9 protein-coding genes are annotated in these 12815 nt (G+C 60.7%); 4 read left to right on the forward strand and 5 right to left on the reverse strand.

All coding sequences use genetic code 11. From position 1 onward, the window contains the following. Positions 1-2 precede the first annotated feature (2 nt). The 3 genes from narI (at position 3) to ABIB48_RS04885 (ending at position 5674) form a co-directional block, all read left to right on the forward strand. The gene (gene narI / locus ABIB48_RS04875) at positions 3-749 is read left to right on the forward strand and encodes a respiratory nitrate reductase subunit gamma (RefSeq protein WP_315913908.1); all 747 of its coding nucleotides are present in this window, start codon (positions 3-5) and stop codon (positions 747-749) included. Between the two features lie 13 nt (positions 750-762). Further along, positions 763-2007, forward strand: coding sequence for an MFS transporter (locus ABIB48_RS04880; protein WP_354212306.1), 1245 nt, complete (start codon positions 763-765; stop codon positions 2005-2007). A 265-nt stretch (positions 2008-2272) separates the two neighbouring features. Next, positions 2273-5674 carry a DEAD/DEAH box helicase gene (locus tag ABIB48_RS04885; protein ID WP_354212384.1) on the forward strand — a complete coding sequence of 1134 codons (3402 nt, stop codon included), beginning with the start codon at positions 2273-2275 and terminating at the stop codon, positions 5672-5674. Between the two features lie 189 nt (positions 5675-5863). Here ABIB48_RS04885 and ABIB48_RS04890 read toward each other — a convergent pair whose 3' ends face one another. The 4 genes from ABIB48_RS04890 to dnaK all read right to left on the reverse strand — a co-directional run bounded on the left by ABIB48_RS04890 (position 5864) and on the right by dnaK (position 9900). Beyond that, entirely contained in the window at positions 5864-6304 is a 441-nt protein-coding gene (locus ABIB48_RS04890) for a heat shock protein transcriptional repressor HspR (RefSeq protein WP_110105198.1), read from the reverse strand. Between the two features lie 44 nt (positions 6305-6348). After that, complete coding sequence (locus ABIB48_RS04895) at positions 6349-7335, reverse strand: DnaJ C-terminal domain-containing protein (RefSeq protein ID WP_110105199.1); 987 nt, start codon at positions 7333-7335, stop codon at positions 6349-6351. Positions 7336-7438: 103 nt separating this feature from the next. After that, positions 7439-8032: a nucleotide exchange factor GrpE gene (locus ABIB48_RS04900; protein WP_110105200.1), complete on the reverse strand. Its 594-nt coding sequence runs from the start codon at positions 8030-8032 to the stop codon at positions 7439-7441. Between the two features lie 2 nt (positions 8033-8034). Next, positions 8035-9900, reverse strand: coding sequence for a molecular chaperone DnaK (dnaK, locus tag ABIB48_RS04905; protein WP_354212307.1), 1866 nt, complete (start codon positions 9898-9900; stop codon positions 8035-8037). 380 nt (positions 9901-10280) lie between these two features. Between dnaK and ABIB48_RS04910 the strand changes: the two genes are divergently transcribed. After that, the gene (locus tag ABIB48_RS04910) at positions 10281-11168 is read left to right on the forward strand and encodes a methyltransferase domain-containing protein (RefSeq protein WP_502914100.1); all 888 of its coding nucleotides are present in this window, start codon (positions 10281-10283) and stop codon (positions 11166-11168) included. A 78-nt stretch (positions 11169-11246) separates the two neighbouring features. On the opposite strand, the gene ABIB48_RS04915 is transcribed toward ABIB48_RS04910, so the two are convergent. After that, positions 11247-12728 carry a multicopper oxidase family protein gene (locus tag ABIB48_RS04915; RefSeq protein ID WP_354212308.1) on the reverse strand — a complete coding sequence of 494 codons (1482 nt, stop codon included), beginning with the start codon at positions 12726-12728 and terminating at the stop codon, positions 11247-11249. Between the last annotated feature and the right edge of the window lie 87 nt (positions 12729-12815).

Consider the following 12815-nt stretch of genomic DNA (forward strand, 5'->3'; position numbering starts at 1 on the left):
CTATGGATATTATCCTCTGGGGCGTGCTGCCCTACGTCATGGTTGTCATCTTGGTGGGCGGCTCCCTGTGGCGGTATAAGTACGATCAGTTTGGCTGGACCACCCGCTCCTCCCAGCTCTATGAGTCCAGGCTGCTGCGGATTGGCTCGCCCATCTTTCACTTTGGATTATTGGCCGTCATTGCCGGGCACTTCTTTGGCCTGGTGATCCCGAAGTCATGGACCGAAGCGGTTGGCATGACGGAGAGCCTGTACCACTTCAACGCGCTTTTTGTTGGCACCATTGCCGGAGTGGGGACGTTGGGTGGCATCATCATCCTCATCATCCGCCGCCGCAAAACCGGCCCTGTTTTCATGGCCACCACCAAGAACGACAAGATGATGTACGTGGTGCTGGTGGCTGCGATCATCTTTGGCTTGTGGACCACATTGGCCAGCGTGTTCTGGCCCTCTCATGACCTGACCTACAGGGACACCGTCTCGCCCTGGTTCCGTTCGCTGTTCATCTTCCAGCCCGATGTGGCCGCCATGGCTGCGGCGCCGTTCGCGTTCCACCTGCATACCTTGGTAGGCATGCTGTTGTTCATGGTGTGGCCGTTCACCCGCCTGGTTCACGCCTTCACAGCCCCTCTGCACTACTTGTTCCGGCCCTACATTGTCTACCGCTCACGGGACAAGGGGGCCAGCGTGGCAAACCGCCACGGCTGGTCCGACGTTGGCACCCACGACCGAGACACCCAGCACCGCTAGCCCAGGAGAGAGAATGGCACGAGAAACATCCGCACCCGCGCCTGCCCAACAAGTCGTTAAGGGCCAAGCCCTGAACTTGGTTATGGCCACTGCAGCTTCGGTGGTGGCCTTTTGGGCTTGGAACATGATTGCCACCCTGAGCACGCACTACGCCCACAACATGGAGCTCTCTGCAGGGGTCATGGGCGTTCTGGTGGCCATGCCCATCTTTGTGGGCTCGTTAGGGCGCATAGTGGTGGGCGCCATGACGGACAAATACGGGGGACGCGCCCTTTTCACCTTCGTTTTGCTTGCCACTATTCCAACAGTTCTCCTGGTCGCCTTGGGCGGTTCGTTGAATTCCTTCACGATTGTCCTCATTGGCGGGTTTCTACTCGGTGTGGCAGGCACTGTGTTTGCCGTGGGCATTCCCTTTGTCAGCGCCTGGTACCCACCAGCCAGGCGCGGCTTCGCCACGGGCGTCTTTGGCGCCGGCATGGGTGGAACCGCCCTAGCCGCGTTCTTGAACCCGCGTCTGGTGAAGTCCATTGGCTACGTGCCCACTCACTTGCTCGTTGCTGTGTTGCTGGCTGTGATGGCGGTCCTGGTCTGGTTCTTCATGAAGAACGCACCCGATTGGGTACCCAGCAAGGAACCCGTGCTGCCCAAGCTTCTGGATGCCTCAAAGCTGGCTGTCACCTGGAAACTATGTTTCCTGTATGCAGTAGTCTTTGGCGGCTTTGTCTCCTTCGCAACGTACCTACCCACCTACCTGCGCGATGTTTACGAATTTGACCCGAGCTCAGCCGGAGCCCGAACAGCCGGCTTTGCCCTAGCTGCCGTGCTCGCCCGGCCCATTGGTGGCGTGCTGGCAGATAAAATAGGGTCCAAGCCCGTTGTCATTGCTTCGTTGGCGGGCGTGGCCATTTTGGGCTTCCTGGTAGCTCTGGAACCAGCGGCTGACGTTGAAGCTGGCCCCATCTTCATTGGCCTGGCTGCAGCGCTTGGCCTGGGCACCGGCGGCGTCTTTGCCTGGGTAGGCAAACTGTCCCCGGAAGGAAAAATGGGAACTGTGGGCGGTATCGTCAGTGCCGCCGGCGGGCTCGGCGGCTACTTCCCGCCCCTGATCATGGGCATGACGTACAACCCCGATGCCGAAAGCTACAAGTACGCCATTGGCCTTTCACTTCTGGTTGTCACCGCCATGGTGGCCTTGTTGTTCGCGCTGGTCTTTGTTAAAGACCGGGCAAAATCACCAGTGACATCGGCCATCCCATAGTCTTTCCCCCTTTTCCTCCTACCCTGTTCCTCCTTGCCCTTCCTCAAACCCGCAGGCGGCATGCCGGGCACCTGCCCGGCACGCCGCTCCCGTTTTTGACATGGCGGGAAACTTTTTGCTACACATTTTGGCGCAGAGCAGCCCCTAGGTAAAAAATGGCCGCCAATACTGCGTAGGATTGATAGATGTGGTCCTTCGCCTAGGGTCATCCCCAACCGACAGGTGGATAAGTTCCGTGACGTACTCCTCCGCTGGCTCGCCCTTGATGACGCGGATCGCCGAGTTTACTGAGAATTCCATTGCCGCCGGCCGCGCCTACGCCGATGAGGACCGCGTTAGCGACATTGTGTTGGAACCGGCAACGGGCCTGCTCTCCGGCAAGGTGACAGGCACCCAGGTGTACCGGCCCACGGCCAAACTGGTCCGTGAGCACGACGGCGTCATCGCCTGCCGGGTGGGTATCTGCAACTGTTCTATCCGGCAAAACTGTAAGCACGTGGTGGCACTGATTGCTGCGGCCGAGCAGGATCCCTCATTCACTGACTTTTTTGTCCCGGAAGAATCCCCGCGGGAACCCACCTTCCTAGAAACTCTCTTGGCCAAGGCCAAGGACAGCAAGTCTGCACCTGCCCCGAGCACGGAGATCACTGCAGATAACTCCTGGGAGGCCGCCCTTTCGGCGCTATTGCCCCCCGCCGCCTCCGCCCCCAGCCCGGACACTCCCGCTCTGGGCCTGCAGTTTGAACTTCACGTTCCCCCGCCGCGCTTTTCCTACCGGGGCCGGGGCAGTACGGTCCCCTCCCAGCCGGTCCTGAACGTCCGGCCCGTAGTCATGGGAACCCGCGGCAAGTGGGTCAAATCCGGTGTCAGCTGGTCAACGCTGGGCTACCTCTCCTATGGTGGAGCCCACGATCGCACCCAGCTTGAGTGGCTCACCGAGTTCCTGGCCTCGCATAGCCCCCGCCAAACTAATCACGGAAATGCCGGGGCGTGGCTGTCCTTGAACGACTTTGCCGGCCGGAACCTGTGGCAGCTTCTGGGCACAGCCCACAAGAGCGGGATTGCGCTCATTCATTCCGGCACGGGCGATCCCATCCGGGTCAGTGGCGAAGCCGTGACGCTTCAGCTGGACGTGACCCAGGATGACTCTGGCGCCTTGGATGTTGGCCCGCTAATAGAGCTCGAGGGCGCACCCGTCACCGCCGAAATCGTGGGCCAGATTGGCTCCCCCGTCTACGGTTTGTTCTTTTCCGACCCGGCCGACCCCAATGCAACAGCAGCCGCCGCTACGCAAGGCCGCAACGCCGTCGTCCGTGGCAGCGTTACACTGGCTCCGCTGCCGGGGGAAACGTCCCCGCAACTGCTCGAATTTGCGCTGCGCAAGGAAGCCATCCACATTCCGGAGCAGGCCAGGGAGAAATTCCTAACCCACTTCTACCCGTCCCTGAAGCAGACCGCCCCCGTGGTCTCGGCCAATAATTCCGTGGAATTGCCGGCCTACACGGAACCCACGTTGTCCTTGCTGGCTGCCTACGGCAGTGACCATACCGTGCGGCTGCACTGGGAATGGCACTACCCTGTGGGCGCCCGGGTGATGTCGCTGCCGCTGTGGCCCGATCTGGGGGAAACCGCTGTTCGCGACACTGGCGCCGAGGCCCGTCTGCTGGCCAGTGTGGGCGCGCCGTGGGAGGACATCACTGCCATGGGCGTGGCAGCCAATCATGCGTGGGGGGAGCCTACGCTGGCGGCCACTGCGGCGTTGAGTGATCTGAACACCTTGACCTTCACCGAAATTGTCCTGCCACGTCTGGCGGAGCTGCCCGGCGTTGAGGTGAGCACAACTGGAGATATTGCCAGCTACCGCGAGGTCACTGAGGCTCCCATTGTCACCATTTCCACCAAGGCCACGGATGAGCGGGACTGGTTCGATCTGGGCATTGTGATCACGCTCGAGGGCCAGTACGTCTCCTTTGCTGCCGTGTTCTCCGCCTTGGCCGCCGGCAATACCCGCATGTTGCTGCCCAGCGGTGCCTATTTCTCCTTGGACCGCCCCGAACTGCACCAGCTGCGTGCCTTGATTGATGAAGCTCGCAGCCTCAATGACAACAAGGACGGCGAGCTACGCATCAGCCGCTTCCAGGCCGGGTTGTGGGATGAGCTGGCCCAACTGGGCATTGTGGATGAGCAGGCGCAGGCGTGGCGTGCGGCCGTTTCCGGGCTGCTCGACGGCGGCCCACCCGAGCCACTGCCGGCTCCTGTCGATTTACATGCAACCCTGCGCCCGTACCAGCTTGAGGGTTTCAACTGGCTGCATTTTTTGTACAGTTTCGGGCTTGGCGGCGTGCTGGCTGATGATATGGGCTTGGGTAAAACCGTGCAGACTCTGGCGCTGATATGCCAAGTGAAGGCGGATAACCCCGGCCACTCGGAGCCGTTCCTGGTAGTGGCACCCACCTCCGTGGTGGGCAACTGGGCCAGTGAAAGCGTGAAGTTCGCGCCGGGGCTAAAGGTTGTCACCGTTTCGGAAACTTTTGCCAAGTCAGGGCTGGTGTCAGCGGACTTCTTTGCCGAAGCAGACATTGTCATCACCTCCTACGCACTGTTTCGCATAGATTTTGCCGAATACGCGATGCAGCCGTTTGCCGGGTTGATTCTGGATGAGGCCCAGTTCGTCAAGAACCACCAGTCCAAGGCATACCAGTGCGTGCGTAAATTGAAGGCACCGTTCAAACTGGCTGTCACGGGTACTCCCATGGAAAACAACCTCATGGAGCTGTGGGCGCTGCTTTCCATTGTGGCCCCGGGCCTGTTCCCCAGCCCCAAACGTTTTGCTGAGTTCTACCAACGTCCCATTGAGAAGAACGCCGATTCCGAGCTGCTGGGCAAGCTGCGTGCCCGGGTCAAACCGCTTATGCTGCGCCGCACCAAGGAAGCAGTCATTGATGACCTGCCGGCCAAGCAGGAGCAGATTCTAGAAGTTGAACTGAACCCGCGCCACCAGAAGATCTACCAAACGCATTTGCAGCGTGAACGGGCCAAGATTTTGGGCTTGTTGGAGGATGTGAACAAGAACCGTTTCACCATCTTCCAATCCCTGACCCTGCTCCGTCAGCTCAGTTTGGATGTCTCTTTGGTAGATGAGAGCCAAGCCGGCGTGCGCTCCTCCAAGTTGGATGTACTTTTTGAGCAGTTGGAGGATGTGGTCAAAGAAGGCCACCGCGCCTTGATCTTTAGCCAGTTCACAGGCTTTCTGGGGAAGGTGCGGGAGCGTCTCATTGCCGAGGGTATTGATTTTACCTATCTGGACGGTGGCACTCGGAACAGGGCCGCCGTGGTGGATGAATTCAAAAACGGTGACGCCCCGCTGTTCCTGATCAGCCTCAAGGCTGGTGGTTTCGGCTTGAACCTGACCGAGGCTGACTACGTTTTTATTCTGGATCCTTGGTGGAACCCGGCCTCCGAGGCGCAGGCCGTGGACCGTACACACCGTATTGGGCAAAAGAAGAACGTCATGGTGTACCGGCTGGTTGCCAAGGACACCATCGAGGAAAAGGTCATGGCCCTGAAGGCGAAGAAATCGCAACTGTTCTCGGATGTCATGAGTGGGGATTCGCTCTCCAGCGGGGCCCTGACAGCCACGGATCTGGCGGGCCTGTTCCGCGACTAGCCTCACGTCAAACATCTGTGTGGGCCCACGCACGCGAGGGTCCCCGGCCGAGGAACGAGTCCGGGGAGCGGGTGGTGGGCCCACGCCCGCGAGGGTCCCCGGCCGAGGAACGAGTCCGGGGAGCGGGTGGGTGGGCCCACGCCCGCGAGGGTCCCCGGCCGAGGAACGAGTCCGGGGAGCGGGTGGGGACTAGCGTTGCGGGCGCCAGATCACCATGGCCTGGCTACGGGGGCGCGGACGTTGTCCGCGGGCAAGGGCCACAATGTCCCCGCCTGTCAGTCCTGCGGCAAAAACCCTGCTATTGGCACGTAGCGGCCGCGATTCCATTTCGGCGCTCACTGCTTCGAGCTGTTGGCTTAGCTCCAGCACTTTGCTCCGCAACGCATCAACCTGATTCTCCAACTCCATGATGCGCCGAATTCCCTCCAGCGACACGCCCTCCTGAGAGAGCCTCTGCACTTCGCGGAGCATCTCCACGTCATGCTGGGAGTACCGGCGAGCCCGTCCCGGAGCACGGTTGGGCTTAACGATGCCCAAACGATCGTACTGGCGCAGCGTCTGCGGGTGCATCTCCGCCAATTCGGCCGCCACGGAAATCACAAAGATGGGGGCATACTGATCAACAATCATTGCAATTTCCTTTCCAACGGTGGGCCCAATCGGGCAGGCGGGGATTAGAGTTTGGCTTTTTCCGCCAACGCTGCGCGAGGATCGCCATCTGCTGTTGCTTGGGCAAAGGCGCGCACCGCCTCTTCGGCTTCCTTGCTGAGCTTTTGCGGAACTGCCACGTCGATCGTGACGAGCAGATCGCCGTCGCCCTTTTTGGTTTTGACGCCGGCACCCTTGACCCGCAAGGTGCGGCCCGACGGCGTCCCGGCAGGAACACGGACGCGCACCGTGTCCCCGGTGAGGGTGGGGACACTGATATCGGCTCCCAGCGCGGCTTCCGGGAAGGTGACCGGGACGTGGATGCGGATATTGTTCCCGTCCCGCTGGAAGAACTCATGGGCTTTGACATTGACTGTGACCATCAAGTCGCCGGGGCCGGCAGCGCCTTGTTGCCCCTTGCCTTTGACCCGGACCTTCTGGCCATCCTTGATGCCCGCGGGGATGCGCACATCGATGACCTCACCATTGGGCTCACGCAGGGCAATCTTGGTTCCGTGGATGGAGCCACCAAAGGAGATGGACGTGCTGGCAGTTCGGTCTGCACCCTTGGTGGGTGTGGGCTGGAAACCGCCACCGCCGCCAAATCCGCCACCAAAAAGGTCTGCGAATTCCGGCGGTAGGCCGGAGCCGCCAAACCCCGGATTCCCCCGGGGATTCCCGCGGGGTGCGCCACGTCCGCCACCAAAGAGGTCTCCAAAGACGTCTTCAAAACCTCCGCCACTATGGCCCGCGCCGCCGGCACTGAACCGGGCGCCTCCACCCATGGCACGGATGGCATCGTACTGCTCGCGGTCTTCCTTGCTGGAAAGCACTGAATACGCTTCGGAGACGTCCTTGAAAGTCTTTTCCGCTTGGGGATCACCGGAGTTGGTATCCGGGTGATACTTGCGGGCCAACTTTCGGTAGGCCTTCTTGATCTCGGCCTCCGATGCATCTTTGGACACACCAAGGATTTTATAAAAGTCTTTCTCGACCCAATCCTGACTTGCCAAGACGCCTCCTTCCTAAAAATTTGTGGGGTAATGCTTGGGCCCACGCGCCCTAGTGCCCTGGCTGAATCCGCGCCAGCGGATTCAGCCAGGGAGGGCGTGGGGATTAGGCTTCGGGAACTGCCACGATCACCTGTGCGGCGCGCAGGATACGCTCGCCGGACTTGTAACCGTTGCGCAGCACCTGGCTGACAGTGTCAACTTCAATATCAGCTCCGGGCTGCTGGATCAGTGCCTCGTGGACCGTGGGGTCGAACGGAACACCAACGGCGGCGATCTTCTCCAAGCCATAGGTACTCAACACTGTTTCCAGCTTCGTGGCAATGGCCGCAAACGGGCCATCCACCAGATCGCCGTGGGCGCGTGCTGCGTCGATGTCATCCATCACGGGCAACACCGAGTTCAGCACGCCAATGACAGCCATCTGGCCGGCAACTGCCCGGTCGCGCTCAACACGCTTGCGGTAGTTGACGTACTCGGCCTGCAAGCGAAGAAGGTCATTCTTTAGCTCAATAACCTCGTCAGCTTCGCTACCCTGAGCCACGGATTCTTCCGCCGGAACCTCAACACCGTTGAGGATCTCCTCGGCCTGGGCCAGGGCATCGCCCTCGGCTGCGGAATTCTCGGCTGCAGGGGTCTGGGCGGGCTCGCCAACAGGGGCGTCCTCCGGGACCTCTTCGGGGTTTACGGACTCAGACATACTTACTTCGCTTCGTCTTCGTCGATGATCTCGGCGTCAACGATGTCCTCGTCAGCAGCCGCTGCACCAGCAGCACCATCGGCAGGCGCACCGGCGTCGGCCGCTGCACCCTCAGCCTGGGCTGCGGCGTAGATAGCCTCACCCAGCGAGGACTGCGAAGCCTGCAGCTTCTCAAACGCGGTCTTCACGGCTGCATCGTCATCACCTGCAAGAGCGGTCTTGAGCGCGGTGACGTCTTCCTTGACCGGGTTCTTGACCTCGTCAGAGAGCTTGTCATCGTTATCGGCCAGGACCTTGTCCACCGAGTAGTGCAGCTGCTCTGCGGAGTTGCGCAGATCGGCTGCCTCGCGGCGAACCTTGTCCTCTGCTGCGTGCTCTTCAGCTTCCTGAACCATGCGCTCAATGTCATCCTTGGACAGCGAGGAGCCGCCCGTGATGGTCATTGACTGCTCAACACCGGTGCCCTTGTCCTTGGCGGAGACGTGCACAATGCCGTTGGCGTCAATGTCGAAGGTGACCTCAACCTGCGGGACGCCGCGCGGAGCCGGTGCAATACCGGTCAGCTCGAACGTGCCCAACGGCTTGTTGTCACGAGTGAACTGGCGCTCGCCCTGGAAGACCTGGATGGCAACCGAGGGCTGGTTGTCATCAGCGGTGGTGAAGGTCTCGGAACGCTTTGTGGGGATAGCCGTGTTGCGCTCGATCAGGTTGGTCATCACACCACCCTTGGTTTCAATACCCAAGGACAGCGGGGTGACGTCAATCAGCAGAACGTCCTTGCGCTCACCCTTCAAGACACCGGCCTGCAGTGCGGCACCAACGGCCACAACCTCATCCGGGTTGACACCCTTGTTGGGCTCCTTGCCCCCAGCGAGTTCCTTGACCAGTTCCACCACGGCAGGCATGCGGGTGGAGCCACCAACAAGCACGATGTGATCGATGTCAGAAACCTTGATGTTGGCTTCCTTGATGACGTCGTTGAACGGTTTCTTGGTGCGCTCGAGCAGGTCCTTGGTCAGGTCCTGGAGCTTGGCGCGGGTCAGCTGCTCATCCAAGTGCACCGGTCCGTCAGCGGTAACGGAGAGGTACTGCAGTGAGATGTTGGTGCTGGAGGCCGAGGAGAGTTCCTTCTTGGCCTGCTCAGCTGATTCCTTCAGACGCTGCAGGGCGATCTTGTCCTTGGACAGGTCGATGCCCTTGACCTTGAGCTGGTTCAGCAAGAAGTCAACGATCCGCTGATCCCAATCATCGCCACCGAGGCGGTTATCGCCGTAGGTTGCGCGCACCTGGATGGTGGAGAAATCATCTTCGTCCTTGCCAACTTCGAGCAGGGAAACATCGAACGTTCCGCCACCGAGGTCGAAGACCAGGATGAGCTCGTCTTCCTTGCCCTTTTCCAAGCCGTAAGCCAGCGCGGCAGCGGTGGGCTCGTTGACAATGCGCAGCACGTTCAAGCCCGCGATTTCGCCGGCTTCCTTCGTGGCCTGTCGCTCGGCGTCGTTGAAGTAGGCCGGGACGGTAACAACAGCGTCGGTGACCTTTTCGCCCAGGTACGCTTCGGCGTCGTTCTTGAGCTTCATCAGGATACGGGCGGAGACTTCCTGCGCCGTGTACTTCTTGTCATCGATCGCGATGGACCAGTCAGTGCCCATGTGGCGCTTGACGGATGAGATGGTGCGGTCAATGTTGTTGACGGCCTGGCGCTTGGCAATTTCGCCAACCAGGACTTCGCCAGTCTTGGAGAAGGCAACAACGGAAGGTGTGGTGCGTCCGCCTTCAGCGTTGGCAATAACGGTGGGCTCGCCACCTTCCAGGACCGATACAACCGAGTTGGTGGTTCCGAGGTCAATACCTACGGCACGTGACATAAGTGGTTCCTTTCATGGGCCGCTGCCTAAACTTTTCCGTCTGCCCGGTAGGGTGCGGTTTCGCTCACCAGCGGTATTGAGCGTTCTGCACTCAACTTTACTCAGACTCATCCCGGTGTCAAATAGAGTTGAGTGTAGTTGGCTCAACTTTCACTTTAGGCGAACACGTACTGCGTCGGATGGTCGGTTTTGGTGGTCTGCACCACTATTTTCTGGGGTACTTGAGCAGCGGGCGGGCCGGCCTGGCTGAAGCGGCGCACAGTTCGTATGGCAACCGTGCGTAGAAACCATCCTGCGCATGGTTACCCTGCGAACGGTGCGCGGGTCCAACTTATGACAGGGCCTAGCGGCTACGTCCCGGCAGGCGTACGCTCCTTTTCATGAATCAGCACACGACGCCGTCGTGCCACGCAGGCACGCAACAGCCGGGAGCTCAGCCATCACGCGACCAGCAGCCGGAACCGGCGAACCAGGACGTGTACACACACGGTCACCATGCGAGCGTGCTGCGCTCCCACATGGCCCGCACTGCCGAAAATTCTGCCGCCTACTTGATCCCGCACCTCACCCACGGGCTCAGCGTGCTGGATGTTGGCTCCGGCCCAGGCACCATCACAGCAGATTTTGCCCGGCTAGTGGCGCCGGGGCAGGCGGTGGGGATTGACCGCTCACCGGAAGTTGTGGCTGCTGCAACCGCGCTGGCCCGGGAACAGCATTTAAGCAATCTCAGCTTCGAGATGGGGGATGTTTACAAGCTGAACTTTCCCAATGACAGCTTCGACGTGGTCCATGCCCACCAGGTTCTGCAGCATCTGAGCGATCCTGTGGCGGCACTGAAAGAGATGCGCCGGGTGGCGAAACCGGGTGGCATAGTGGCCGTTCGAGATGCAGATTTTCACGGCATGTTCTGGTACCCCCAGCTGCCCGAAATGGAGCAGTGGATGTCCCTGTATCAGCAGGTAGCCCGGCACAACCAGGCTGAACCGAACGCTGGCCGGCGGTTGCTGCACTGGGTCCAGGCTGCCGGATTCACCGATATCACGCCGTCGAGCACCACTTGGTTGTACGCGACAGCCGAAGAACGCACCTGGTTGGCTGGAGTGTGGGCGGATCGGGTGACGGGATCCACATTCGCCGAACAAGCCATTGCCTATGGTCTCGCCGATACCGCAACCCTGCAGCATATTTCGGCTGCCTGGCGCAGTTGGGGCAGTGCACCTGATGGCTGGTTCGCCATGCCCAACGGGGAAGTTATAGCCCGAGCCTAACCCGGGCGTACCAGCGGGCCCGGCAGGGCACTCACCACGCCTGACGGGGCCGGGGCCGCTACTACTTAGCTGTACCAGCTACTCCACCACGAGGAACTGGCCCATCATGCCCATGTCCTCATGCCATAGCAAATGGCAGTGATACATGTAGGGGATCACCGGATCTGTGTGCTCTCCGAAGCGCATCAACAGCCGAATGGTCATGCGCGGAGGGACATAGACGGTGTCCTTCCAGCCGGCCAGCTCGGGCGGCGGCGGCTGGTTGTCCATGCTGAGAATTTGAAACTGCACGTCATGAATGTGGAAGTTGTGGGGCTGGTTGTGCGCGTTGATGACACCCCAGGCTTCTGTTGCCCCGGCCTTCACTTCCAGATCGATTCTGTCCATGTCCATGAATTTGCTGTTGATGGAGTTATCGCTCAGCTGAAACATGCGCATGTCACCGGCCAGTGCCGGATCCGGGTAGTCCATGGTGGCGAGCTGGGTGGGGATCGGTGCGGAAGGGCTCAGCGTGGCTGCTGCCGTGAGCTCCAAGATCTCCAGTTTGTCCTGTGCTCCAACCTCGGCGGCACGCGAATCAGCAACGCCTAAGTCTTGGGGGAAGGACCGCAAAGTGAATTTCTCCCCGGGGGCTGCCGCAACAATGATCTCGGCGCGTTCGCCAGGGGTGAGCATAATCCGGCTTAACGGAACCGGCTGGGCCAGGAGGCCTCCGTCGCTGCCAATCATGGTGAAGCTGCGATCATCGGAGAAGCCGAAGTTGTAGCTGCGAGCGGTTGAGGCGTTCAGCAGGCGCAGGCGCGTGTGCTCGGCAGTGACGGCCAGTACGGCAGCCGCGGTTCCGTTAACCAGCACCGTACCGCCCAGCATCCCAACCCCAACCCTGCCACTCTCAACGAGCTGGCCCTGTGCGTTGAACGTCTTGTCCTGAACAATGACCGGAATGTCATCCACACCGTAGTGACGTGGCAGCGCAAGGCGGCTTTCTTCGTCGTCGTCAATGATGAACATGCCACCGAGGCCCTTGTAGACGTGCTTTTCCGTCTCACCGTGCGGGTGCGGGTGGTACCAGAGGGTCGCCGCGGGCTGGTCAATTCCCCACGCGGGAGACCATGTTCCGCCGGGTTCAACCATTTGGTGGGGGCCGCCGTCGGCCACGGCAGGTAGGCGCATGCCGTGCCAATGCAAGGTGGTGGCCACCTCGAGGCTGTTGCTGATATTGATGCGGATGTCCTCGCCGCGCCGCGCCCGAAGCGTGGGGCCCAGCAACGCGCCGTTGACGCCCCAGGTATCGGCTTTTCCGCCCTGAACAATCTCTGACTGGCCGGCCTGGGTGACAAGATCGAAGACGCGCTGGCCGTCCTTGACTACAGATTCCGCCAGCGGTGGGATGTGCAGCGGGTTACGGAAATCGAGCTTCCCGAAGGTATCTAAGACCTCACGGCCCGTCCTGCCGGAACAGCCTGCCAGTGCCGCAAGGGCGCCGGCTCCCAGACCCAACGTGGTCAGCTGGAGCAGGTGGCGGCGGTTGAGTCCGGGACGTTGCAGTGCATCACTCATTTTCCTCATCTTAGTTGGCGGGTCCCGGCGGGTCATCTTGGCCGTCCCTGCTAGCAGGATTGCTACTAGCAGGATTGCCCCTTGTAG

The organism is Arthrobacter sp. UYCu511 (assembly GCF_040547105.1).
Classification (GTDB): Bacteria; Actinomycetota; Actinomycetes; order Actinomycetales; family Micrococcaceae; genus Specibacter; species Specibacter psychrochitiniphilus.

What these genes read in the sequence shown, in the direction of transcription:
- narI (WP_315913908.1), top strand. Translation starts at nt 3, where the DNA reads ATGGATATTATCCTCTGGGGCGTGCTGCCCTACGTCATGGTTGTCATC.
- ABIB48_RS04880 (WP_354212306.1), top strand. Translation starts at nt 763, where the DNA reads ATGGCACGAGAAACATCCGCACCCGCGCCTGCCCAACAAGTCGTTAAG.
- ABIB48_RS04885 (WP_354212384.1), top strand. Translation starts at nt 2,273, where the DNA reads ATGACGCGGATCGCCGAGTTTACTGAGAATTCCATTGCCGCCGGCCGC.
- ABIB48_RS04890 (WP_110105198.1), bottom strand. Translation starts at nt 6,304, where the DNA reads ATGATTGTTGATCAGTATGCCCCCATCTTTGTGATTTCCGTGGCGGCC.
- ABIB48_RS04900 (WP_110105200.1), bottom strand. Translation starts at nt 8,032, where the DNA reads ATGTCTGAGTCCGTAAACCCCGAAGAGGTCCCGGAGGACGCCCCTGTT.
- dnaK (WP_354212307.1), bottom strand. Translation starts at nt 9,900, where the DNA reads ATGTCACGTGCCGTAGGTATTGACCTCGGAACCACCAACTCGGTTGTA.
- ABIB48_RS04910 (WP_502914100.1), top strand. Translation starts at nt 10,281, where the DNA reads ATGAATCAGCACACGACGCCGTCGTGCCACGCAGGCACGCAACAGCCG.
- ABIB48_RS04915 (WP_354212308.1), bottom strand. Translation starts at nt 12,728, where the DNA reads ATGAGTGATGCACTGCAACGTCCCGGACTCAACCGCCGCCACCTGCTC.